The sequence below is a fragment of the Microbacterium sp. AZCO genome (genome assembly GCF_039614715.1).
Taxonomy (GTDB): domain Bacteria; phylum Actinomycetota; class Actinomycetes; order Actinomycetales; family Microbacteriaceae; genus Microbacterium.
Genome location: NZ_CP154857.1, coordinates 1,334,453 through 1,357,419 on the forward strand (window position 1 = coordinate 1,334,453; position 22,967 = coordinate 1,357,419).

Consider the following 22,967-nt stretch of genomic DNA (forward strand, 5'->3'; position numbering starts at 1 on the left):
TGGCCTGGCGGCTGGGCGTGATTGCCCGGCACCTGAGAGGGATCGCCGGGCGGCAAGGGAGCTCATGAGTCGATGCTCGGAGAGCCGTTCCCAGACAAGACCAATATTCGAGGGCTCACAGAGAGTCCATAGACTGCTCTCGCCCTCCACCGAGGAGTGCGGCAGCGGCGCCCGACGTCGGAATCGGTGGCCACCCGTGCGACGGTGGAAGAGGATTCCCGACTGACCGGGAAGTTTTGGTGGACCTGAGGGGACTCGAACCCCTGACCCCCTGCATGCCATGCAGGTGCGCTACCAGCTGCGCCACAGGCCCAGATTGTTGTTCCGCTCAGCGCGGGCAACCCGTTCAGCTTACTACACGCTGAGGGCTGCCTCGAACCACGACGGGCTCAGCGAGCCGGTGTGATGCGCTCGGGAAGCTCGATCGGGACGACCGGGCAGTCCTTCCACAGACGCTCGAGGCCGTAGTAGACGCGCTCCTGCTCGTGGAAGACGTGCACGACGAGATCGCCGAAGTCGAGGAGCACCCAGCGGGACTCCTCACGGCCCTCGCGACGGAGTCGCTTGTGTCCGGCCTCGAGCAGCTTGTCCTCGATCTCGTCCGCGATGGCGGCGACGTTCCGCTCGCTGCGGCCCGTCACGAGCAGGAAGATGTCGACGAGCGGCAGCGGCTCGGAGACATCCAGCCCGACGAGGTCCTCTCCTCCCTTGGAGTCCGCGGCAGCCGCCGCGATCTGCAGCATCCGTCGTCCGTTCTCGGTCGCCGTCATCAGAACACTCCTGTCGCGAAGGCGAGGATGAGCACGCCCACGAGTGCGAGCGCGAGTGCGCCCGCCGTGATCGCGAGCGTCAGCATGAGTCGGCCGCCCTTCTCGGGGGCCGGGGGCTTGATGATCTCGCCCGGGGTCTTCGTCGTCGAGACGGCGGCGCTGGCCGCGATCGGCGTCGGCGAGGAGTGCGCGGGCAGTTCACCGTCGACCAGGACCGCATCCACCTCTTTGCCGTCGGCCGTGCCGGGAGCATGACCCGTCGAGCCGAGCCCCTCGGGGAGGTTGAAGGTGCCCGTGATGAGCACTTCGCCCGTCGCCGTCACCGGCGCGACGATCGGACCGCCGTCGGGCGACTGCGACAGGATCAGCGCGTTGGGCGTCGCGACCGAGCCGCTCGCCGACCGCGTGATCAGCTCGTCGAAGGAGGGCGCGAGCGCCTGCGCGTGGCCGGCGTCGCCCGTCAGGAGCGCCGCGCCGAATGTCGGGTCGACGGTGCGAGGGGTGGACTCCTCCTCGACCGGCTCCCGGAAGAGCGCGTCGGCGTCGGATGCCTCTTCGGCGGAGGCCTCCTCGCTTTCAGCGGGGGCTTCCGCGGATTCATCCTCCGCTCCCTCGCGCTCGTCAGCCTTCGCCTCGGCCTCGCCGCCTTCCGTCTCGGGCTCGCCCTCGTTCGCGGGCTCGCCCTCGGTCGCGGGCTCGCCCTCGTCCGCGGCCTCGGCCACGACGGGCGTCGGCCCAGACGTCACCCCGAGCTCGGCGAAGGGGTCGATCTCACCCTCGGGAGCCTCGTCTTCGGACTCTCCGCGAGGCTCGTTCGTCGGTGTGGCGAGCGGGGCGCCCGTCTCGGCGGCGTACGACGCGGCGACGTCGGGAGTGATGACGGGCACGGATGCCGTGCGGATGCGCTCCTGCTGGCGCGCCTGACGGCGGGTCAGCGGCGAGACGCCCAGGTCGACACTGCGGTCGGGAATCGGCGCGTCCGGAAGGACGACGGGCTCGGCGGCGCGCGGCAGCGGGGCGACCGGCGCGAGCGAGGCCTCGAACGGCGGTGGGACGACGGGCACCTCGGCGACCGGGGCGGGCGGCTGCTCGTCGGACTCCGCCGACTCGATGACCGGCACAGCGCCGGTGTTGATGATGGGGTTCGCCCCCGTGTTGCGGATCTCCCGCATCTGCTTGCGTGTCAGGGGCGGAGTGTCGGGCTGATCGGGTGTGCTCATTCCTGGCTCCGGTAGAGATGGTGCTTCGCAATGTATTGGACGACGCCATCGGGAACGAGGTACCACACGGGATTACCCCGACGAACGCGGTCTCGACAGTCCGTCGATGAGATGGCGAGGGCGGGGACCTCGAGTTGACTGACGTCGTCGGTGGGCAGCCCGTCTGTGTTCAGGACGTGCCCGGGGCGGGAGACCGCGACGAAGTGGGCGAGCTCCCAGAGCTCATCATGGTCTCTCCAGCTGAGAATCTGCGCTATGGCGTCGGCGCCCGTGATGAAGAACAGCTCGGCGTCCGGCCGCTGCGCCTTCAGATCACGGAGTGTGTCGATCGTGTACGTGAGTCCGCCGCGGTCGATGTCCACTCGGCTGACGGTGAAGCGCGGGTTGGATGCCGTCGCGATGACCGTCATCAGGTAGCGGTGCTCGCTCAGGCTGACGTCGCTCTTCTGCCACGGGTTTCCGGTGGGGACGAAGACGACCTCGTCCAGGTCGAAAGACTGCGCGACTTCGCTCGCGGCGACGAGGTGCCCGTGATGGATGGGATCGAACGTCCCACCCATGACCCCGATCCTCGGGGCTCGTGCCACCGTCATGCGGTTCGCCTAGTGGCCGTGTCCCGCCTGCTGCACATCGTTCGCGTGGGCCCGCGCGTATGCCTCCGCCTTGCGCGAGTGGCGGTTGGCGACGTTGCGGTACGAGAGCGTCACGAGCGCGAGCGCCAGGAAGACCACGAACGCGATGATGCCGAAGCCGATCGTCTCCATGGCGACGTTGTGGTGCTCGGACTCCTCGGCGGCGAAGGCGATCAGCGTGGCGACGGTCATTCGGACTCCGTTTCGGGATCGCGCCTGGGGCTCGAGGCGCGCACCCAGTCTATGCCGTCAGGCGCGGACCTGTCCGGAGCCCCGCGCGAGCCACTTGCTGCTCGTCAGCTCGGCGAGCCCCATGGGGCCGCGAGCGTGGAGCTTCTGCGTCGAGATGCCGACCTCGGCGCCGAAACCGAACTCGCCCCCGTCGGTGAAGCGCGTGGAGGTGTTGACCATCACGACGGCCGAGTCGACCTCGGCGAGGAAGCGCGCGGCGTTGGCGTCGTCGGTCGTGATGATCGACTCGGTGTGGTGGGTCGAGTACGTCCGGATGTGCGCGAGCGCCTCATCGAGGTCGTCGACGACATGCATCGCGACGTCGAGCGAGAGATACTCCGTCTGCCAGTCCTCGTCGGTCGCCGGCACGATGCCGGCGGCCAGGCCGCTGACGACGGCATCGCCGTGCACCGTCACACCGCGTTCCTGCAGCGCCGAGACGATCGGCGGCACGAGCTGGTCCGCAGCATCCCGGTGCACGAGCACCGTCTCGACGGAGTTGCACACGCTCGGCCGCTGCACCTTGGCATTGACGACGATGTCGCGCGCCCAGTCGAGGGGCGCCGACGCGTCGAGCACGATGTGCACGACGCCGGCGCCCGTCTCGATGACAGGGACCGACGACTCGGTCACGACGGTCTCGATGAGCTGCGCGCTGCCGCGGGGCACCAGCACGTCGACGATGCCGCGCGCCTGCATGAGCGCCTTCGCCCCGTCGCGGCCGAACTCGTCGACCGTCTGAATCGCCTCGGGGTCGATGCCCTGCTCCGCGAGGGCGCCCCGCATCGCGCGGATGAGCGCCGCGTTGGTGAGCTCAGCGGCCGAGCCGCCGCGCAGGACGACGGCGTTGCCCGAGCGGAGCGCCAGGGACGCGATGTCGACCGTGACGTTGGGACGCGCCTCGTAGATGGAGCCGACGACCCCGAACGGCACGGACACCTTGGTGAGCTCGACGCCGTTCGGAAGTGTGCGCTCGTCGAGCACCCGGCCGACCGGATCGGGCAGCGCGGCGATGTCGCGGACCGCGGCGGCGAGGGCGGCGACCCGCGGCTCGTCGAGCCGCAGCCGGTCTTGAAGCGCCGTCGAGAGCCCCGTGGCGCGCCCGCGCTCGAGGTCCTCGCCGTTGGCGGAGACGATCTCGGCGGCCGACCACTCGATCGCGTCGGCGATGGCGAGGAGAGCGTCGCGCTTCTGCTCGTCGCTCAGCAGCCCGATCGTGCGGGCGGCGTCCTTCGCGAGCAGCATGCGCTCCCGCGGCGTCGTCGCGGTGGTGGTCATCCGCTCATTCTATCGGCGGTGCAACGCGACAGACGGCGCTCGGTCCGTGCTCAGACGGAGGGTGCGACGACGCCCGCGGTGCGGATCGGCCCCGTCGCCGCAGGTGCCGCGGGCTCCGGGTTCGGCTCGAACCACGTGCCGATCTCGGCTCCCGTGAGAGCGTCGTCGACGCGGTCCGCGCTGGTGACGAGCACGCCGATTCCGGATGCCGCGGCCAGTCGCGCGGCCGACACCTTCGTCGCCGCTCCCCCGGTGCCGACGCTGTTGACGACGACCGAGCCGAACTCGAAGCCGTGCAGGTCGTCGCCGTAGTGGACGCGATCGATGGGGCGGGCGCCTGGCTGGTCCGGCGGGCGCGTGTAGAGGCTTTCGATGTCGCTCAGCAGCACGAGCGCATCGGCGCCGATGAGCTCCGCCACGAGCGCCGCGAGCCGGTCGTTGTCGCCGAAGCGGATCTCGTGCGTCGCGACGGTGTCGTTCTCGTTGACGATCGCCAGGATGCGGAGGCCGAGGAGGCGCTCCATGGCGCGGCGGGCGTTGGAGCGGTGCGTGTGGTTCTCGAGGTCCCCCGCGGTGAGGAGCACCTGTCCCGCGACGATGCGGAAGGGGCGCAGAGCCTCCTGGTAGCGGTAGATCAGCACGTTCTGACCCACCGCGGCGGCAGCCTGCTGGGTTGCCAGGTCGCTCGGGCGTTCGGCGAGCGAGAGGTAGGGCATCCCGGTCGCGATCGCCCCGGAGGAGACGAGCACGACCTCGGTCCCGCGCGCGTGCGCGGCGGCGAGTGCCTCGACGATCGGCTGGATGCGGCCCGCGTTGTCTCCGCTGATCGACGACGAGCCGACCTTCACGACGACGCGACGGGCACCCGCCAGTTCGGTCCGATCGCGTACGGTCACTCGTCCTCCTCGTCGTCCCAGCCCGACCCGTTCACCCGCTCGGCCTCGAGCTCGGCGCGGGCCTCGGCCTTGGCATCCATCAGCTCGTGATACTGCTCGCGGCGCTCGGCCGTCGTGCGGCGGCCGGAGCCGTCGAGACGCGCGTCCGTGCCGCGAGGCGCCGTGATGAGCTCGGCCGTCGACGTGAGCGAGGGGTCCCAGTCGAAGACGACGCCGTCGCCCTCGCCGATGACAACGGTCGCACCGGGCGTCGCGCCGGCTCGGAAGAGCTCGTCCTCGACGCCGAGCTTGTTGAGTCGATCGGCGAGGTAGCCCACGGCCTCGTCGTTCTGGAAGTCGGTCTGCTGCACCCAGCGCACCGGCTTCTCCCCCAGGATGCGGAAGATGTCGCCGTACGTGCCGCCCTCGACGCGGACGCGGAAGTCCTCTTCGGCGCCCTTCGGCCGGATGACGATGCGCTCGGGAGCCGGCTTGACCGCCTGCTCCGCGCGGTGGCGCGACACGACGTCGCCCAGCGCGAACGTGAGCTGGCGGAGGCCCTCGTGGCTCACCGTGGAGATCTCGAACACACGGAAGCCCCGCTCCTCGAGATCAGGGCGCACGAGGTCGGCGAGATCCTTCGCCTCGGGCACGTCGACCTTGTTGAGCGCGATCAGCTGGGGGCGCTCGAGCAGCGGCAGCTGACCCTCGGGCACGGGGTACGCCGCGAGCTCGGCGAGGATGACGTCGAGGTCGCTCAGCGGGTCGCGTCCCGGCTCGAGGGTCGCGCAGTCGAGCACGTGCACGAGCGCCGTGCAGCGCTCGACATGGCGGAGGAACTCGAGGCCGAGCCCCTTGCCCTCGCTCGCCCCCTCGATCAGTCCCGGCACATCGGCGACGGTGAAGCGCACGTCCCCCGCCTGCACGACGCCGAGATTAGGGTGCAGCGTCGTGAACGGGTAGTCGGCGATCTTCGGGCGCGCCGCGGAGATCGCCGCGATCAGGCTCGACTTGCCGGCCGACGGGTAGCCCACGAGGGCCACGTCGGCGACGGTCTTGAGCTCGAGGAGGACGTCGCCCTCCCAGCCGGGCGTGCCGAGGAGGGCGAAGCCGGGCGCCTTGCGCTTGGGTGACGAGAGTGCGGCGTTGCCGAGGCCCCCGAGGCCGCCGGGGGCGACGATGAAGCGCATGCCGGGCTCGATGAGGTCGACGAGCGGCTCGCCGTCGGCATCCTTGACAACCGTCCCGACCGGGACCGGCAGCTCGAGCGCCTCGCCCGCCGCACCGGAGCGGTTGTCGCCCATGCCGAAGCCGCCGTTGCCGGCGTGGCGATGCGGCGAGTGGTGGTACGAGAGCAGGGTCGTGACCTGCGGATCGGCGACGAGCACGACGTCACCGCCGTGACCCCCGTTGCCGCCGTCGGGGCCGGCGAGCGGCTTGAACTTCTCGCGGCGCACTGACACGCAGCCGTTGCCGCCCTTGCCCGCACGCAGGTGCAGCGTGACCCGGTCTACGAAGGTGACCATCGCGTTCTCCTGACGTGTGCGGGGTGATGCGGTTAAGACTGCGAGGGGCGAGCCGAAGCCCGCCCCTCGCGAAGACTGTCTGCTGAGCCGGCCTGAGCCTTACTCGGCGGCGGCGACGATGTTGACGACCTTGCGGCCGCCCTTGTTGCCGAACTCGACAGCACCGGCCGACAGCGCGAACAGCGTGTCGTCGCCACCGCGACCGACGTTGGCGCCGGGGTGGAAGTGCGTGCCGCGCTGGCGGACGATGATCTCGCCGGCGTTGACGACCTGGCCGCCGAAGCGCTTCACGCCGAGGCGCTGTGCGTTGGAGTCACGACCGTTGCGGGTGGAGCTTGCGCCCTTTTTGTGTGCCATCTCTCGAGTCTCTTCCTGGACTTACTTGATGCCGGTGACCTTGACGCGCGTGAGGTCCTGACGGTGGCCCTGGCGCTTCTTGTAGCCGGTCTTGTTCTTGAACTTCTGGATCACGATCTTCGGGCCGCGCTCCTCGCCGAGGACCTCGGCGGTGACGACGACCTTCGAGAGCTTGTCGGCGTCGGTCGTGACGGCGTCGCCGTCGACGAGCAGCACCGCGGGGAGCTCGATCTTGTCGCCGACCTTCGCCGCCTGACGGTCGAGGACGACGACCGTTCCGACCGAGACCTTCTCCTGACGGCCGCCGGCGCGCACAACTGCGTAAACCACTTCACACCTGTTTCTTCATTGGAGCGCACGCGCTCGGGATGTCACAAAAGACGCGGTGCGGATTTCTCGACGCACCAAAGGACTACTTTACCGGATGCCGGGGCAAACCCCAAAAGCGCGGCGGGGCGTGTCGCGGTGGCCTCGCCATAGGATCGGCTCGTGGCGATCCTCATCGACGATCCGCGCTGGCCCGCCCACGGGCGGCTGTGGGCGCACCTCGTCTCCGACGACAACCTCGACGAGCTGCACGCCTTCGCCGAGGCGAACGGCATTCCCCGCCGCGGCTTCGACCGCGACCACTACGACGTCCCCGACGAGGCGCACGCGCGCCTCGTCGCAGCCGGCGCGCGCCACGTCGACGGCCACACGCTCGTGCGCTCCCTCATCGCCTCGGGACTCCGAGTGACGATGCGGGAGCGCCGCGGGCGCTAGCGGGCTCACTCCCCCGTCGGCAGGTGCGGCACGGGCGTGCCCGTGAGCGCCGCCGTCGTCACCCGGCGACGGGACCGGCCCTGGCCCGGGGCCTTCGGCTCGGGCAGCGCGTTGAGCACCGAGTCGAGGAGGATGTCCTTCTCGGTCTTGGGCTTCGAGTCCCCGCGCTTCTTGCGGGGCTTCTTGGGGCGCTCGACCGGCTCGACGGGCAGCTCGACGACCGGCGCGTCGACGGCGTCGCCGTGGAGCGCCGCCTCGTCGTGATGGTGGATCGTGGATGCCGCGATCTGCGCGAGCGCCGACTTCACGCCCTCCGTGATGACGTGCGTGCCGTTCGATCCGGCCGACGGGGCCGCGCCCGCGCGCGGGCGACGCGCGTTCGGCGGGCTCGCGGACGGCGTGCGGTGCTTCACGACGGGATCGTGGTGCACGATCACCCCGCGGCCGGCGCAGACGTCGCAGGCCTCGCTGAAGGTCTCGAGGAGCCCGAGGCCGAGCTTCTTGCGCGTCATCTGCACGAGGCCGAGCGAGGTGACCTCGGCGACCTGGTGCTTGGTGCGGTCACGGCTCAGGCACTCGACGAGCCGTCGCAGCACGAGGTCGCGGTTCGACTCGAGCACCATGTCGATGAAGTCGACGACGATGATGCCGCCGATGTCGCGCAGCCGCAGCTGGCGGACGATCTCCTCGGCGGCCTCGAGGTTGTTCTTCGTGACGGTCTCTTCGAGGTTGCCCCCCGAGCCGACGAACTTGCCGGTGTTGACGTCGACGACCGTCATCGCCTCGGTGCGGTCGATGACGAGCGAACCGCCCGAGGGGAGCCACACCTTGCGATCGAGAGCCTTCTCGATCTGCTCCGTGATGCGGAAGTCGTCGAACGGGTCGCCGTCGCTCTCGAAGCGCTCGACGCGCTCCAGGAGATCAGGTGCGACGGCCTCGAGGTAGCCGGCGATCGTGCTGTGCGCGTCCTCGCCCTGGATGAGCATCTTCGAGAAGTCCTCGTTGAAGACGTCGCGGACGATCTTGACGAGGAGGTCGGGCTCCGAGTGCAGCAGCGCCGGCGCCTGGATCGTCTCGACCTGCTTCGAGATGTGCTCCCACTGGTTCGTGAGGCGCTGCACGTCGCGGGTGAGCTGCTCCTCGGTCGCCCCCTCGGCGGCCGTGCGCACGATGACGCCCGACGACTCGGGGAGCACCTCCTTGAGAATGCGCTTGAGGCGCGCGCGCTCGGTGTCGGGGAGCTTGCGCGAGATGCCGTTCATCGCTCCGCCGGGGACGTACACGAGGTAGCGGCCGGGCAGCGAGATCTGGCTCGTGAGGCGCGCGCCCTTATGGCCCACCGGGTCCTTCGTGACCTGCACGAGAACGCGGTCGCCGGTCTTGAGCGCGAGCTCGATGCGACGGGGCTGGTTGCCGGTCTCGACGGCGTCCCAGTCGACCTCGCCGGAGTACAGCACGGCGTTGCGGCCCCGGCCGATGTCGACGAAGGCGGCCTCCATGCTCGGGAGCACGTTCTGGACCCGCCCGAGGTAGACGTTGCCGATGAGCGACGCGTCCTGGTTGCGCGCCACGTAGTGCTCGACGAGCACGTTGTCCTCGAGCACCGCGATCTGGATGCGCCCGTTCTTCGAGCGCACGATCATCACGCGGTCGACGGCCTCGCGGCGCGCGAGGAACTCGGCCTCGGTGACGACGGCACGGCGGCGACCCGCCTCACGACCGTCGCGACGGCGCTGCTTCTTGGCCTCGAGGCGCGTGGACCCCTTGATGCGCTGCGGCTCCGTGATGAGCTCGACGGCGCGCTGCCGCTGGTGCTGCGGCTGCCGGGGCTGCTCGGGAGCCGAGTCGGCGCCGGAGTCGGATGCCTCGTCTCGGCCGTCCGCCCCGCGACCACGGCGACGGCGGCGCGAGCTCGACGACGCCGACGCGTCGTCGGACTGCCCGCGGTCGAGCTGCTGACCTGGGCGCGGGGGCAGGAAGGTGATCTCCGGCGCGTAGAAGTGCAGCTGCGTCGAGACCGCCGACACGAATTCCTCGGGAAGGAGACCGAGGGTGACGGCCGTCACGGGGTCGGGCTCGGCGGGCTTCTGGGGCTCGGCGGGGGTGTCCGGCTCGGTCGGAGTCTCCGGCTCAGGGGACGCCTCCGGGGCGGTCGGAGTCTCGGGGTCGGCCCCGGTCTCAGACTCGGACGGCGTCTCCGACTCGGTCGGGGTCTCCGGCTCGGCCGGAATCTCCGGCTCGGTCTGCGCGTCGCCCTCCGAGGGCGCCTCGGCCTCCGCCGCGGCATCCGGCCCCGCGCTGCTCTCCGCGCCCGACTCAGGCTCAGGAGCCGATGCAGGCTCGGCCGTCTCCGGCTCGGTCGGCGGCACGTCGCCGCCCTCCACCTCGACGACCTCGACCGACTCGATGACCGCTTCCAGCTCTTCGCGGGCGGGCTCCGCCGGCGTCAGCGGTGCATCTGTCTCGGGCTGGGGATCGAAGGGTGCGTTGTTCTCATCTGCCATCACCGGCGTACTCCCATGCGGGGCGACACCGCGCGTCGCCCGGCGAAATCTCGTGCGGCGCCGCACCTGCGATGCCGCGAACTCACTCGGTCTGCAGCGGGACCCGGCTCATCGGCGGGGCCTCTCGCTGCGAAGGGCTGTTCCTCGCCCTGAAGTCTTCTGTGATGCACTGGCGGCGCGGCCGCGGCACATCGGCATCCATTATCGCACTTTCGTCCCGCGATTGCTCGGCGGCGCGACCTCGGGGCTTCTGCACGGCTTGCTGTCGGGGCATCCACTCCTCCTCGGTGTCATAATCCGAGGCATGTCTTCGCCCCAGACCCGCACTCGCCCCACCGTCATGGCCGTCTGGCTCGTGATCGCGGGAGTGATCGGGTGGTGGGCGGCGTTCTCGCTCACCCTGGAGAAGTTCCACGCGCTGACGAACCCCGGCGAGGGCGCCTCGTGCGACTTCAGCCCGCTCGTGCAGTGCTCGAAGAACCTCGGCTCGTGGCAGGGCAGCGCGTTCGGCTTCCCCAACCCGATCCTGGGGCTCACCGGCTGGGTGGCGCCGATCGTCGTCGGGATGGCGATCCTCGCCGGCGCGCGATTCGCCCGCTGGTTCTGGCTCGCCTTCTGGGCCGGCATCGCCTTCGCATTCGGGTTCGTCATCTGGCTCATCAGCCAGAGCATCTTCGTGCTCGGCACCCTGTGCCCGTGGTGCATGGTCACCTGGGCGGTGACGATCCCGACGTTCTACGTCGTGACGATCCACCTCTTCCGGGCCGGCATCCTGCCCGTCTCCGCCCGTGTGCGGCGCGGCGCCGACAGGCTCATGAGCTGGGTGCCGCTCATGGCGGTCGTGAGCTACGCCATCATCGCGGTCATCGCTCAGGTGCGGCTCGACGTGCTCGGAGCCCTCTTCTAGACACGGGATGCCGCGCCCCGGCGTGGCGTGCCGCGGCGTGACGCGCCGGAACGCAGGAGATCGCCGCATCGTCGGACCGACACGCGGGGCGTGCGTCCGACGGTGCGGCGATCTCCGATGCTGCGGTGGGCGTCAGAACCAGATTGCGAGCTCGCGCGCGGCCGACTCGGGCGAGTCCGAGCCGTGCACGAGGTTCTGCTGCACCTTGAGGCCCCAGTCGCGGCCCAGGTCGCCGCGGATCGTTCCGGGCGCCGCGGTCGTCGGGTCGGTCGTGCCGGCGAGCGATCGGAAGCCCTCGATGACGCGATTGCCGGCGAGGCGGATCGCGACGGAGGGACCCGAGAGCATGAACTCGAGCAGCGGCTCGTAGAAGGGCTTGCCCTCGTGCTCGGCGTAGTGCTTCTCGAGGGTCTCGCGGTCGGGCTCGACGAGGCGGATGTCGACGAGCGAGTAGCCCTTCGCCTCGATGCGAGCGAGGATCGCTCCCGTGAGCCCCCGGGCGACGCCGTCGGGCTTGACGAGGACGAGTGTTTCTTCGGTGGCCATGTCAGTCTCCGTTCAAGTTCTCGGCCTCGGCGGCCAAACGGGCGTTGCGCCGGTCGAGCGACGCCCCCTTGATGGTGGCATACGCCCACATGCCGCCGAAAATCAGCCCGACGATCGCGAGCGCCGGCAGCAGGAAGGCGCCGAGGAGCAGCAGGATCTGCAGCACCCAGCCGACGACGATCGCCCAGCGGTGACGCAGGAGCCCCGCGGTGAGGAGCATGAGGACGGCGAGGACGGTACCCGCGACGACGCCCCACCAGGGCTCGATGCCGTCGGGCAGCGCCTTCAGCCCGAACACGGCCAGGCCGCCGAGGAAGACGACGATCGACTCGAACACGAGCACGATCGAGCCGAGCGCCTCGGCCGCTCCCCTGGCGCGGCGCGCGCGGCGCGGCGCCTCGGAGCCGCTCGTCACTCCTGCCACCCCGACTTCCAGTCCTCCGCCGCCGCGAGGGCGAGCGCCTCGCCGGCGAGCACGACCGAGCCCGCGATGACGACGGCGCGCCGATCGGCACCGGCGGCCCACTCGCGCGCGGCGTCCGCCGCGTCGGCGACGTCGGAGTGCACCGTGACAGGCAGCTCGGCGAGCTCGGCGAGGTCGGCGATCCGGTCGGCGTCATTGGCGCGGTCGGAGGTGGGCGCGGTCGCGAACACGTGCGCGGCGATCGGCGCGAGCGCGGCGACGATCCCCGCAGCATCCTTGTCCGCGAGGATGCCGAGCACGACGCCCCACTCGTCGAAGTCGAACGATTCGCGCAGCGCCTCGACGAGCGCCCGCGCGCCGTGCGGGTTGTGCGCCGCGTCGACGAGGACCGTCGGGCTCACGCCCACGAGCTGCAGGCGTCCCGGCGACGTGGACTGACCGAGCCCCTCGGCGAGCACGTCGCCCGCGATGGGCTGTGCGCCTCCGCCGATGAGCGACTCGACCGCCGCGATCGCGAGTGCCGCGTTGAAGCCCTGGTGGCCGCCGTAGAGCGGCAGGTACTCGTCCTCGTAGACGCCCGCGAGGCCCCGGACCGTGATCGCCTGTCCGCCGACGGCGAGGCTGTCCTTGGCGAGGGCGAAGTCCTGCCCCTCGAACGCGATCGTCGCGCTCTTCGCTGCGGCTGCGGCGCGCAGGACGGCCTCGGCCGAGGCATCCTGTCGCGCAGACACGACGGCCGCGCCGTCCTTGATGATCCCCGCCTTCACCGTCGCGATCTCGGCGATCGTCTCGCCGAGACGGTCGGCGTGGTCGAGGTCGATCGGGGCGATGACCGCGACGTCGCCGTCGGCCGTGTTCGTGGAGTCCCACGAGCCGCCCATCCCGACCTCGATGACCGCGACGTCGACCGGCGCGTCGGCGAACGCGACGAATGCGAGCACCGTCAGCAGCTCGAAGAACGTCAGGGGTGCGTCGCCGGCCGCCTCGAGCTCGGCGTCGACGAGGCCGATGAACGGCTCGACCTCGTCCCACGCGTCGGCGATCGCGCCGTCGTCGATGGGCTCCCCGTCGATCATGATGCGCTCCGTGAAGCGCTCGAGGTGCGGGCTCGTGAAGAGTCCGGTCCGCAGCCCATGCGCGCGGACGAGGCTCTCGATCATGCGGCTCGTCGAGGTCTTGCCGTTAGTGCCAGTGACGTGCACGACGCGGTAGGTGCGCTGCGGGTCGTCGAGCAGCTCGAGCACGCGACGCGTGCGCTCGACCCGCGGCTGCACCCACCGCTCACCTTGACGCTCGAGGAGGGCCGCGTAGACGGCATCCGCTCGGTTGCGGTCGTTCACCGGACCACGCTCCCGTCGCTCACGGCATTCGCGCCGACATCGCTGGTGGATGCCGCGACCTTCGTCACCGCGACCTGGAAGCCGCCGCGGTTGGCGAACTCTCCCGGCCCGTGCGTGCGGACGAGGTCGCTCGTCGGTGCCGCCGCGGCGGCCAGCACCGCGCCGTCGGAGCGCAGGATGTGCCCGTCCGGCCCGACGACCGAGTAGTCCACCGCGAGCGTCTCACCGGCGACGTCCGCGATGTCGAACGCGTGCGCGACCGCCTGCGCGTCCTCGGCGTCGTCGAACGCGAGGCGCAGATCGATGCGGTCGCTCACGTCGAAGCCGGCCGCCTTGCGGGTGTCCTGGACGGCGCGGATGACGTCGCGCGCCAGCCCCTCGGCCTCGAGCTCGGGAGTCGTCGCCGTGTCGAGCAGCACGAAGCCGCCGTTCGCGAGAAGCGCGATCGCCGTCCCCTCGCCGACTCCGCCTGCTTCGAGGGCGAGCTCGTACTCGCCCTCCTGCAGCGCGATGCCGTCCACGACGACCGTGCCGTCGACCTCTTCCCACACACCGGCCTTCGCGCCGGCGATGACGTGCTGCACCTGCTTGCCGAGGCGAGGTCCCGCGGCGCGCGCGTTGACGCTGAGGCGCCGTGTGATGCCGTAGCGCTCCGCCACATCGTCGTCGAGCTCGACCGTCTCGACGCTCTTGACGTTGAGCTCGTCGCGCAGGATGTCGTCGAACTGCGCGAGGGAGGAGGCATCCGGAAGCACGACCGTCAGGCGCGGAAGCGGAAGGCGCACGCGCTTCCCCTCCTTCTTGCGCAGCGCGTTGGCCACGCTGGAGACCTCGCGCACGGAGTCCATCGCGGAGCGGATGTCGTCCGCCGCGGGGAATGCGTCGGCGTCGGGCCAGTCCTCGAGATGGACGCTCCGCCCGCCCGTCAGGCCCTGCCAGACGCGCTCGGACACGAGCGGGATGAGCGGCGCCGCGACGCGGCTGAGCGTCTCGAGCACCGTGTAGAGCGTGTCGAAGGCCTCCGTGGAACGCGGGTCCTCGGTCACCCCGAGCCAGAACCGGTCGCGCGAACGGCGGATGTACCAGTTCGTGAGGGCCTCGCCGAAGTCGCGGAGCTTGGCCGCGGCCATCGTCGAGTCGAGCACCTCGAGGTCTGCGGCGACGTCGCGGACGAGGTCGCCCGTGAGCGCGAGGATGTAGCGGTCGAGCACGTCGGTGGAGTCGGTGCGCCAGGATGCCTCGTACCCGCGGCCGTCCGCCCCCTTGGACGCGGCCCCCGCTGAGCCTGTCGAAGCGTTGGAATAAGTGGCGAAGAAGTACCACGCGTTCCACAGCGGCAGCAGGAACTCGCGCACGCCGGCGCGGATGCCCTCCTCGGTGACGACGAGGTTGCCGCCCCGCAGGACGCTCGACGACATGAGGAACCAGCGCATGGCATCGGAGCCGTCGCGGTCGAAGACCTCGCTGACGTCCGGGTAGTTGCGCAGCGACTTCGACATCTTCTGGCCGTCGCTGCCGAGCACGATGCCGTGACACGAGACGCCCGTGAACGCCGGGCGGTCGAAGAGCGCCGTCGACAGCACGTGCATGACGTAGAACCAGCCGCGCGTCTGGCCGATGTACTCCACGATGAAGTCGGCCGGCGAGTGCGCGTCGAACCAGTCATGGTTCTCGAACGGGTAGTGCACCTGGGCGTAGGGCATCGACGCGGAGTCGAACCAGACGTCGAGGACGTCCTCGATGCGGCGCATGGTCGACTGACCCGAGGGGTCGTCGGGGTTCGGGCGGGTCAGGTCGTCGATGTACGGACGGTGCAGATCGACGTCGCCCGCCGCATTGCGCGGCAGTCGCCCGAAATCGCGCTCGAGCTCGGCGAGCGAGCCGTACACGTCCACTCGCGGGAACTCCGGGTTGTCGCTCTTCCAGACCGGGATGGGCGAGCCCCAGTACCGGTTGCGGCTGATCGACCAGTCCCGCGCGCCCTCGAGCCACTTGCCGAACTGCCCGTGCTTGACGTTCTCAGGCACCCACGTGATCTGCTCGTTGCCGGCGAGCATGCGGTCCTTGAAGTCCGTGACGCGCACGAACCAGCTCGAGACCGCCTTGTAGATGAGGGGGTTCCGGCAGCGCCAGCAGTGCGGGTACGAGTGCTCGTAGCTCGCCTCCCGCAGGAGGCGAGCCTCCTGGCGGAGCAGCCGGATGAGCGGACGGTTCGCATCCATCCACAGCTCGCCGGCGACGTCCGTCACCTGCGGCAGGAACTTCCCGCCGTCGTCGAGGCTCATGATGAGCGGGATGCCGGCCGCCTCGGTCACCCGCTGGTCGTCCTCGCCGTACGCGGGGGCCTGGTGGACGATGCCCGTGCCGTCGGCGGTCGTGACGTAGTCGTCGACCAGGATCCGCCAGGCGTTCTGGGTGCCCCAGGTCGCGGCATCCGCGTAGTAGTCGAAGAGTCGGTCGTAGTGGACGTCCTCGAGCTCGCTCCCGACGACGGTCTGCACGACGGCTTCGCGCGCCGCCTCGGCCGACTCGTAACCGAGATCCTTCGCGTAGCCCGCGAGCAGCTCCTCGGCGAGGAGATAGCGGTGCGCCGTCGCCTCGACGGGGTCGTCGCCGGGGTGGATGTCGGCGGCGCCGTTCGGACCGCCCGGGACGACGACGTACCGGATGTCGGGACCGACGGCGAGCGCGAGATTCGTCGGAAGGGTCCACGGGGTCGTCGTCCACGCGAGCGCCCGCACGGCGGTGAGGCCGAGCGCCTCGGCCTTGGCGCCGGTGAGCGGGAAGGTCACGGTGACCGACGGGTCCTGGCGCATCTTGTACACGTCGTCGTCCATGCGCAGCTCGTGGCTCGACAGCGGCGTCTCGTCGCGCCAGCAGTACGGCAGGACGCGGTAGCCCTCGTACGCGAGGCCCTTGTCGTGCAGCGTCTTGAACGCCCAGAGAACCGACTCCATGTAGTTGGTGTCGAGCGTCTTGTACCCGCGCTCGAAGTCGACCCAGCGCGCCTGGCGGGTGACGTAGTCCTCCCACTCGCGCGTGTACTCGAGCACCGACTCGCGAGCCTTCGCGTTGAAGGTCGCGACGCCCATCGCCTCGATCTCGTCCTTCTCGGTGATGCCGAGCTGCTTCATCGCCTCGAGCTCCGCGGGAAGCCCGTGGGTGTCCCACCCGAACACGCGGTCCACCTTCTTGCCGCGCATCGTCTGGAAGCGCGGGAAGAGGTCCTTGGCGTAGCCGGTCAGGAGGTGACCGTAGTGCGGCAGGCCGTTGGCGAACGGCGGGCCGTCGTAGAAGACCCACTCCTCGGCGCCGTCGCGGTTCGCGATGGATGCCCGGAAGGTGTCGTCCTCCGCCCAGAACGCGAGGGTGTCGCGCTCGATGTCGGGGAAGCGCGGGCTCGGAGTGACCGCATCGGCGGCAGGTCCGAAAGCGGAGGGGCGGGGATAGGCCATCGTCTCGTCTCGCAGGGTCTCGTCTCATCGGCTTCTGCCGGGACGACGCATCTGGACTGCTGTCCAGCCGCACCGCGGTACCACCCTGCGTTGGCCCTCTGCGGGCCCCCTCTCACTGCGGCTGTGACGGGCCTGACCCGCTCGGTTCTACTGAGGACCGAAGTCCCGTTCTTCCGAGTGCTCCCCGGTGATGGCCGGATCGATGCGTGTCCGTCGATTCTACCGGCCGGACGCAACCCCGGCGGGTGCGGGAATGCGGCATGCCGGGGACGGGTTTCTGGACTCGTGCCAAGATCGTTGTCCGTGACCTCTGCTCCACCTGCTCCCGCACCGCTCTCCGACTCCGCCTCCCCCACGCGTCGCGTGGCGTGGGCGTCGATGGTCGGGACATCGCTCGAGTCCTTCGACTTCTACGTCTACGCGTACTTCGCGGCGTTCTTCGTCGGTCCGCTCTTCTTCGACCCCCTCGGCGACGTCGGCAAGACGCTCGCGTCGTTCGCCACGATCGCGCTCGCGTTCGTCGTGCGTCCCATCGGCGCCGTGATCTTCGGCCACATGGGCGACCGCCTCGGCCGGCGCGCGACACTCCTCTGGACCGTCGCCATCATGGGCGTCGCGACGGGACTCATCGGCGTCCTGCCGACGTACGCGCAGGCGGGCTGGATCGGCGCCGCGCTGCTGATCATCCTGCGCATCGCGCAGGGCCTCTCGCTCGGCGGCGAGTGGGGCGGCTCGATCCTGCTCGCGACGGAGCACTCCGGGCCGGTGAAGCGGGCCTTCTACGCGGCGATCCCGCAGCTCGGCTCCCCCGTCGGGTCGATCCTCTCCGCCGCCGTCTTCATCGTCATGACGATCGTGCTGCCCCCAGACCAGCTCGCCGCGTGGGGCTGGCGCATCCCGTTCCTCCTCGCGTTCCCGCTCCTGCTCGTCTCGCTCTATCTGCGTCTGTCGATCGACGAGACCCCCGTGTTCGAGAACGTCGTCGCCACGGGTCGTCGTGACCGCATCCCGTTCCTCCAGATGTTCCGGCTGCGTCCCGTCGCGATCGTCATCGCGATCGGCGCCGCGCTCCTGGGCATCGGGTCGTACTCGCTGATGAACACCTACACGATCAACTACGGCGTGTCGCAGCTCGGGTTCAGCTTCCAGGCGCTGCTGATCGCGACGACGATCGGCGCGCTCCTGCAGCTCGTGACCATTCCGCTCTTCGGCAGCTGGGCGACGCGCATCGGGTCGGCGAAGGTCGTCATGTGGGGCGCCCTCGGCACGCTCCTCATCACCTTCCCGATGTACTGGTTCCTGCAGTTCGCCACCTTCCCGATCCTCGTCGCGACGATGATCATCGGCGGCATCCTTCCGACGATGTCGTGGGCAGCGCTCGGCGGGCTCATGAACGATCTCTTCCCCGATCACTTCCGCTACTCGGCGCTCTCCATCGCCTACGCGCTGGCGGCAACCGTGAGCGGCTTCGTCCCGCTCGTCACCGCCTGGCTCGGCGCCGAGACGGACTTCGCGTGGTGGCATCCCGGGGTCATCCTGGCGATCCTGTCGGCCGTCACGCTCGTCTCGGCCTGGGCAGCAGCCCGGCGTCGTCCCGAGCCCGAGGAGGGCTGAGTGGCGCGCGCCCAGGGTCCGCTCGGGCCGCGGCTCTCCGCGCCCGACCTGCCCCGGCAGCTCGAGGTGTCGCGCAGGCTCGCCCGGAACGCGGACCTCGTGGGCGCGCGCATCGCGGGACTCGAGGGAGAAGTGGATGCCGCGCACGCCCAGCTCGCCGAGTGCACGCTCCCCCAGGCATCCGTCGCCCGGCTCGACCTGACCGGTGCGACCCTGACCGACGTGGACGTGACCGATCTGCGCGCGACCGAGGTCGTCGCGCGGAACGGCCGCTGGCGCACCGTCCGCATCGCCGGCGGCAGGATCGGGACCTTCGACCTCTCCGGAGGCGAGCTCTCGTCCGTCGAGCTCCGCGGGCTGCGCATCGACTACCTGTCCCTCCGCGGGGCGACCGTGTCGGATCTCCTCATCGCCGACTGCACGATCGGCACGCTCGACCTGCCGCTCGCGAACCTCTCCCGCGTCCGCGTCGAGGCGTCGCGCGCCGACGAGGTCGAATCCGACGGGCTGCGCGCCGAGCACCTCGACCTACGCGGCCTCGACGCGATGTCGTTCACGCGCCCCGACACGCTCCGCGGCGCGACCCTCACACCTTTCCAGGTGGCCGAGCTCGCGGTGCCCCTGGCCCGCGCGGTCGGCATCGACGTCCGCGACTGACCGGCTCGGCGACGCGCCCGCGCGTCCGGAAACGAGGTGATGGTGAGAAACGAGGATGCCCAAGGCTGAACACGCCCTCGATTCCACCCATTTCCTCTCATCTGCGCAGACACGATGCCGGCAACGGCGGCGGCGTCGGCTGCGTCAGGCAGCGCGGTGGAGGCCCTCGGCGACAGCGCGCATGATCAGCGCCTGGACGCCGGGCCAGTCCTCGATCATCTGCCTGTAGCCGACGCGGATGACGTGGAAACCCATGAGCATCAGACGAGCATCGTGCGCGATATCGGCCTCACGCTGCGGGCCTACATGATGACCGCCGTCGATCTGGAGCACCAGTCGCTCGCCGATGAGGAAGTCCACGAGGTGACCGGCGATCCACGCTTGAGCGACGATGCGCAGACGCATCCATCGAAGTCGCGGGATGACGAACGACTCCAGCCCTGAGTCCGAGTATGCCGAGGCGGCTTCGCAGAGCTCCCGTGCGCGCCCCGTGAAGGGAAGCCGTCTCAATGCCTGGTGGTCGACCATGCCCTTGTTGAGAGCAGACTCCCAGATGACGAGCGCCTCCTCGTAGGGTCGGCACACTGCGACGGAGGCGAGCACGTTCTCTATCGGGTCCACGAGGGAGCCAGGATGCCTCGGCACCACCGGGGCTGCCCAGTGGACCGTGGCTTTCCGCATGCCGGCTGCATCGACGTCGATCCGGACGGTTCCCGAGTGGGGCGGCGCCGCGACATGGGGCATGTCCTCATTCAGCACCCACAGTTCGAGCCGAACGGCCTGAGTGACGCACGTCAGCACGACACCCGCTTTCGCGGCCGCGACGAGATACCGATCCGCGGTCGGAAGAGCCAGCCATCCGTTTCGAGGGCGCTGCAGGGCACCCTCCGCGACCGCCCGCGTGAGGGCCCGGTTGCTCCAGCCCGCCCGCCTCAGTTGCTCGGAACGCACGATGCCGCCGCGATCCCGGATCCACTCCTCGATTCCCATCTCCCGAGGGTGTCGCCTGTGTGGTCAACGCACCCTCTGGGGTCGCGCACCTGTGGAGAGCTGAGTGGAGGCACCTCACTGTGGAGGACACTCTGCGAGAAGCCGAGGAAGAGCGCGGAAACGAGGGCGGATCCATTGCTTCGAGCCCTCGGTTCTGACCATCTCCTCGCTTTCTCCTACATCCACCGGACGAACGTGGATGGATGCCGCGCCCCGGCGGCCGCCCGGTAGAATCGACGGACATCCCACACTCAGGCACGCTCACACAGTGCCGCACATATCGCATGAGGAGACCCCCATGGCCGACGCGCAGATTCCCGACAAGCCCGCCCTCGAGGGTCTCGAAGACAAGTGGGATGCCGCGTGGACCGAGCAGGGCACGTACCTGTTCGACCGCGCGAAGGCCGCCGAGGTCGGCCGCGCCGGGGTCTACTCGATCGACACTCCCCCGCCGACGGCGTCGGGGAGCCTGCACATCGGCCATGTCTTCAGCTACACGCACACCGACGTCAAGGTGCGGTACGAGCGCATGCGCGGCAAGACGGTGTTCTACCCGATGGGCTGGGACGACAACGGCCTTCCGACCGAGCGTCGCGTGCAGAACTACTACGGCGTGCGCTGCGACCCGAGCCTTCCCTACGTCGAGGACTTCACTCCCCCCTACGAGGGCGGCGACAACAAGAGCAGCAAGGCAGCCGACCAGGTGCCGGTCAGCCGCCGCAACTTCATCGAGCTGTGCGAGAAGCTCACGGTCGAGGACGAGAAGCACTTCGAGGCGCTGTGGCGCAAGCTCGGGCTGAGCGTCGACTGGACCCAGACGTACCGGACGATCTCGGACGACACGATCCGCACGAGCCAGCTCGCGTTCCTCAAGAACCTCGAGCGCGGCGAGGCCTACCAGTCGCTCGCGCCCACGCTGTGGGACATCGACTTCCGCTCCGCCATCGCCCAGGCCGAGCTGGAGGACCGCGACCAGCAGGCCGCATACCACCGCGTCGCCTTCCACAAGACCGACGGCTCGGGCGACGTGCACATCGAGACGACGCGGCCTGAGCTCCTCCCCGCGTGTGTCGCTCTCGTGGCGAACCCCGACGACGAGCGCTACAAGCCGCTCTTCGGCACGACAGTGCGCACGCCGATCTTCGACGTCGAGGTGCCCGTCCTCGCCCATCCGCTCGCGCAGCAGGACAAGGGCTCGGGCATCGCCATGATCTGCACCTTCGGCGATGTGACCGACATCATCTGGTGGCGCGAGCTCGACCTGCCGAACCGCACGATCCTCGGCCAGGACGGACGCGTCATCGCCGACGCTCCCGAGGTGCTCACGACGCAGAAGGCACAGGATGCCTACGCCGAGCTCGCCGGCAAGACGGTCTTCAGCGCCAAGAAGCGCATCGTCGAGCTCCTGCAGGAGTCGGGTGAGCTCATCGGCGACCCCAAGCCCTTCACGCACCCGGTGAAGTTCTACGAGAAGGGCGACCGCCCCCTCGAGATCGTCTCGACGCGCCAGTGGTACCTCCGCAACGGCGCCCGGGACGAGGCGGTGCGCGACAACCTGATCGAGCTGGGCCGCGAGATCTCGTGGCATCCCGATTTCATGCGCGTGCGCTTCGAGAACTGGACCAACGGCCTGACCGGGGATTGGCTGGTCAGCCGCCAGCGCTTCTTCGGTGTGCCGATCCCGGTCTGGTACGGACTGGACGAGAACGGCGACCGCGACTACGACACGGTCCTCATCCCGAGCCACGACCGACTCCCCGTCGACCCGACGACGGACGTGCCCGAGGGCTACACGCCGGAACAGCGCGGCGTGCCCGGCGGGTTCGTGGGCGAGACCGACATCTTCGACACGTGGGCGACCTCGTCGCTGACCCCGCAGCTCGCGGGCGGCTGGGAGCGCGACCCCGAGCTGTGGAATCTCGTGGCGCCCTTCGACCTGCGCCCGCAGGGCCAGGACATCATCCGCACGTGGCTGTTTTCGACGCTGCTGCGCAGCGCTCTCGAAGACGGGCGCGCTCCGTGGTCCGATGCCGCCATCTCGGGCTTCATCGTCGACCCCGACCGCAAGAAGATGTCGAAGTCGAAGGGCAACGTCGTGACGCCCGCCGACATCCTCGTGCAGCACGGTTCGGACGCCGTGCGCTACTGGGCGGCCTCGAGCCGCCTCGGCACGGACGCCGCGTTCGATCCGCAGAACCCGACACAGATCAAGATCGGCCGCCGCCTCGCGATCAAGGTGCTCAACGCCGCGAAGTTCGTGCTGTCGTTCCCGGTCCCCGAGGGCGCCGAAGTGACGCACGCGCTGGATGCGTCGATGCTCGCGACGCTCGACGGCGTCGTGCGCGACGCGACGAAGGCCCTCGACGCGTACGACCACGCCCGCGCGCTCGAGATCGCGGAGTCGTTCTTCTGGACGTTCTGCGACGACTACCTCGAGCTCGTCAAGGAGCGCGCGTACAACCAGACCGACGTGGGGCAGGCCTCGGCCGCCCTCGCGCTGCGCATCGCGCTCGAGACGCTCCTGCGCCTCTTCGCCCCCGTGCTGTCGTTCGCGGCCGAGGAGTCGTGGTCGTGGTTCCACGACGGGTCGATCCACACCGTCCCGTGGCCGGAGCCGCTCGGTATCGAGGGCGACCCCGCCGTCCTCGTCGCGGTCAGTGAGGCGCTCGTCGGCATCCGCCGCGCCAAGACCGAAGCGAAGGCCTCGCAGAAGACACCCGTCGCCCGCGTGACGATCGCGGCGTCCGCGGCATCCATCGCATCGCTCCGCCTCGCCGAGGGCGACCTCAAGGCCGTCGGCCGCATCGAGGAGATCGCGTACGCGGATGCCGACGCCACCGCCGTCTCCGACATCGAACTCGCCCCCGTGGAGGTCTGAC

At 69.9% G+C, this 22,967-nt stretch carries 20 protein-coding genes and 1 tRNA gene; 5 read left to right on the forward strand and 16 right to left on the reverse strand.

The features are described from left to right. Positions 1-237: 237 nt before the first annotated feature. The 10 genes from AAIB33_RS06265 to rplU all read right to left on the reverse strand — a co-directional run bounded on the left by AAIB33_RS06265 (position 238) and on the right by rplU (position 7,219). Positions 238-313 (reverse strand) — tRNA-Ala (locus AAIB33_RS06265). A 76-nt stretch (positions 314-389) separates the two neighbouring features. Beyond that, complete coding sequence (gene rsfS, locus AAIB33_RS06270; protein WP_345802692.1) at positions 390-770, reverse strand: ribosome silencing factor; 381 nt, start codon at positions 768-770, stop codon at positions 390-392. Beyond that, on the reverse strand, positions 770-1,990 hold the full coding sequence (locus tag AAIB33_RS06275; protein ID WP_345802693.1) for a hypothetical protein: 1,221 nt from the start codon (positions 1,988-1,990) through the stop codon (positions 770-772). The genes rsfS and AAIB33_RS06275 overlap by 1 nt, the downstream gene beginning before the upstream one ends. After that, positions 1,987-2,583 (reverse strand): nicotinate-nucleotide adenylyltransferase, encoded by a 597-nt coding sequence (gene nadD / locus AAIB33_RS06280; RefSeq protein WP_345802694.1) that lies wholly within the window; start codon positions 2,581-2,583, stop codon positions 1,987-1,989. The genes AAIB33_RS06275 and nadD overlap by 4 nt, the downstream gene beginning before the upstream one ends. Before the next feature lie 9 nt (positions 2,584-2,592). After that, complete coding sequence (locus AAIB33_RS06285; protein WP_345802695.1) at positions 2,593-2,814, reverse strand: hypothetical protein; 222 nt, start codon at positions 2,812-2,814, stop codon at positions 2,593-2,595. A gap of 57 nt (positions 2,815-2,871) precedes the next feature. Then, the gene (locus AAIB33_RS06290; RefSeq protein WP_345802696.1) at positions 2,872-4,131 is read right to left on the reverse strand and encodes a glutamate-5-semialdehyde dehydrogenase; all 1,260 of its coding nucleotides are present in this window, start codon (positions 4,129-4,131) and stop codon (positions 2,872-2,874) included. Positions 4,132-4,181: 50 nt separating this feature from the next. Beyond that, the gene (gene proB, locus AAIB33_RS06295; RefSeq protein ID WP_345802697.1) at positions 4,182-5,027 is read right to left on the reverse strand and encodes a glutamate 5-kinase; all 846 of its coding nucleotides are present in this window, start codon (positions 5,025-5,027) and stop codon (positions 4,182-4,184) included. Next, entirely contained in the window at positions 5,024-6,532 is a 1,509-nt protein-coding gene (obgE, locus tag AAIB33_RS06300; protein WP_345802698.1) for a GTPase ObgE, read from the reverse strand. The genes proB and obgE overlap by 4 nt, the downstream gene beginning before the upstream one ends. 99 nt (positions 6,533-6,631) lie before the next feature. Further along, entirely contained in the window at positions 6,632-6,889 is a 258-nt protein-coding gene (gene rpmA / locus AAIB33_RS06305) for a 50S ribosomal protein L27 (RefSeq protein WP_345802699.1), read from the reverse strand. A gap of 21 nt (positions 6,890-6,910) precedes the next feature. Beyond that, positions 6,911-7,219: a 50S ribosomal protein L21 gene (gene rplU, locus AAIB33_RS06310; protein ID WP_345802700.1), complete on the reverse strand. Its 309-nt coding sequence runs from the start codon at positions 7,217-7,219 to the stop codon at positions 6,911-6,913. A gap of 159 nt (positions 7,220-7,378) precedes the next feature. Here rplU and AAIB33_RS06315 point away from each other — a divergent pair, with 159 nt between their 5' ends. Beyond that, the gene (locus tag AAIB33_RS06315) at positions 7,379-7,651 is read left to right on the forward strand and encodes a DUF4031 domain-containing protein (RefSeq protein WP_345802701.1); all 273 of its coding nucleotides are present in this window, start codon (positions 7,379-7,381) and stop codon (positions 7,649-7,651) included. Between the two features lie 5 nt (positions 7,652-7,656). On the opposite strand, the gene AAIB33_RS06320 is transcribed toward AAIB33_RS06315, so the two are convergent. After that, the gene (locus AAIB33_RS06320; RefSeq protein ID WP_345802702.1) at positions 7,657-10,155 is read right to left on the reverse strand and encodes an Rne/Rng family ribonuclease; all 2,499 of its coding nucleotides are present in this window, start codon (positions 10,153-10,155) and stop codon (positions 7,657-7,659) included. 304 nt (positions 10,156-10,459) lie between these two features. Here AAIB33_RS06320 and AAIB33_RS06325 point away from each other — a divergent pair, with 304 nt between their 5' ends. Next, entirely contained in the window at positions 10,460-11,062 is a 603-nt protein-coding gene (locus AAIB33_RS06325) for a vitamin K epoxide reductase family protein (protein WP_345802703.1), read from the forward strand. A 132-nt stretch (positions 11,063-11,194) separates the two neighbouring features. On the opposite strand, the gene ndk is transcribed toward AAIB33_RS06325, so the two are convergent. Genes ndk through ileS form a run of 4 tightly spaced genes read right to left on the reverse strand, consistent with a single transcriptional unit; the run spans position 11,195 to position 16,827 of the window. Beyond that, positions 11,195-11,608: a nucleoside-diphosphate kinase gene (gene ndk / locus AAIB33_RS06330; protein ID WP_345802704.1), complete on the reverse strand. Its 414-nt coding sequence runs from the start codon at positions 11,606-11,608 to the stop codon at positions 11,195-11,197. Between the two features lies 1 nt (position 11,609). After that, positions 11,610-12,023, reverse strand: a complete 414-nt coding sequence (locus tag AAIB33_RS06335; protein ID WP_345802705.1) for a DUF4233 domain-containing protein — start codon at positions 12,021-12,023, stop codon at positions 11,610-11,612. Then, a complete protein-coding gene (locus AAIB33_RS06340; protein ID WP_345802706.1) occupies positions 12,020-13,372 on the reverse strand; it encodes a folylpolyglutamate synthase/dihydrofolate synthase family protein in 1,353 nt (450 codons plus the stop codon). The genes AAIB33_RS06335 and AAIB33_RS06340 overlap by 4 nt, the downstream gene beginning before the upstream one ends. Continuing rightward, positions 13,369-16,827: an isoleucine--tRNA ligase gene (ileS, locus tag AAIB33_RS06345; protein ID WP_345802707.1), complete on the reverse strand. Its 3,459-nt coding sequence runs from the start codon at positions 16,825-16,827 to the stop codon at positions 13,369-13,371. Before ileS ends, AAIB33_RS06340 begins: the two co-directional genes overlap by 4 nt. A 303-nt stretch (positions 16,828-17,130) precedes the next feature. Here ileS and AAIB33_RS06350 point away from each other — a divergent pair, with 303 nt between their 5' ends. After that, complete coding sequence (locus AAIB33_RS06350) at positions 17,131-18,441, forward strand: MFS transporter (RefSeq protein WP_345802708.1); 1,311 nt, start codon at positions 17,131-17,133, stop codon at positions 18,439-18,441. Further along, entirely contained in the window at positions 18,442-19,098 is a 657-nt protein-coding gene (locus tag AAIB33_RS06355) for a pentapeptide repeat-containing protein (RefSeq protein WP_345802709.1), read from the forward strand. A 144-nt stretch (positions 19,099-19,242) separates the two neighbouring features. On the opposite strand, the gene AAIB33_RS06360 is transcribed toward AAIB33_RS06355, so the two are convergent. Continuing rightward, a complete protein-coding gene (locus AAIB33_RS06360; protein WP_345802710.1) occupies positions 19,243-20,088 on the reverse strand; it encodes a type IV toxin-antitoxin system AbiEi family antitoxin domain-containing protein in 846 nt (281 codons plus the stop codon). Positions 20,089-20,386: 298 nt separating this feature from the next. Between AAIB33_RS06360 and valS the strand changes: the two genes are divergently transcribed. Continuing rightward, entirely contained in the window at positions 20,387-22,966 is a 2,580-nt protein-coding gene (gene valS / locus AAIB33_RS06365; protein ID WP_345802711.1) for a valine--tRNA ligase, read from the forward strand. The last annotated feature ends 1 nt before the right edge of the window (position 22,967 follow it).

What these genes read in the sequence shown, in the direction of transcription:
- rsfS (WP_345802692.1), bottom strand. Translation starts at nt 770, where the DNA reads ATGACGGCGACCGAGAACGGACGACGGATGCTGCAGATCGCGGCGGCT.
- AAIB33_RS06275 (WP_345802693.1), bottom strand. Translation starts at nt 1,990, where the DNA reads ATGAGCACACCCGATCAGCCCGACACTCCGCCCCTGACACGCAAGCAG.
- nadD (WP_345802694.1), bottom strand. Translation starts at nt 2,583, where the DNA reads ATGACGGTGGCACGAGCCCCGAGGATCGGGGTCATGGGTGGGACGTTC.
- AAIB33_RS06285 (WP_345802695.1), bottom strand. Translation starts at nt 2,814, where the DNA reads ATGACCGTCGCCACGCTGATCGCCTTCGCCGCCGAGGAGTCCGAGCAC.
- AAIB33_RS06290 (WP_345802696.1), bottom strand. Translation starts at nt 4,131, where the DNA reads ATGACCACCACCGCGACGACGCCGCGGGAGCGCATGCTGCTCGCGAAG.
- obgE (WP_345802698.1), bottom strand. Translation starts at nt 6,532, where the DNA reads ATGGTCACCTTCGTAGACCGGGTCACGCTGCACCTGCGTGCGGGCAAG.
- rpmA (WP_345802699.1), bottom strand. Translation starts at nt 6,889, where the DNA reads ATGGCACACAAAAAGGGCGCAAGCTCCACCCGCAACGGTCGTGACTCC.
- AAIB33_RS06320 (WP_345802702.1), bottom strand. Translation starts at nt 10,155, where the DNA reads ATGGCAGATGAGAACAACGCACCCTTCGATCCCCAGCCCGAGACAGAT.
- AAIB33_RS06325 (WP_345802703.1), top strand. Translation starts at nt 10,460, where the DNA reads ATGTCTTCGCCCCAGACCCGCACTCGCCCCACCGTCATGGCCGTCTGG.
- ndk (WP_345802704.1), bottom strand. Translation starts at nt 11,608, where the DNA reads ATGGCCACCGAAGAAACACTCGTCCTCGTCAAGCCCGACGGCGTCGCC.
- ileS (WP_345802707.1), bottom strand. Translation starts at nt 16,827, where the DNA reads ATGGCCTATCCCCGCCCCTCCGCTTTCGGACCTGCCGCCGATGCGGTC.
- AAIB33_RS06360 (WP_345802710.1), bottom strand. Translation starts at nt 20,088, where the DNA reads ATGGGAATCGAGGAGTGGATCCGGGATCGCGGCGGCATCGTGCGTTCC.
- valS (WP_345802711.1), top strand. Translation starts at nt 20,387, where the DNA reads ATGGCCGACGCGCAGATTCCCGACAAGCCCGCCCTCGAGGGTCTCGAA.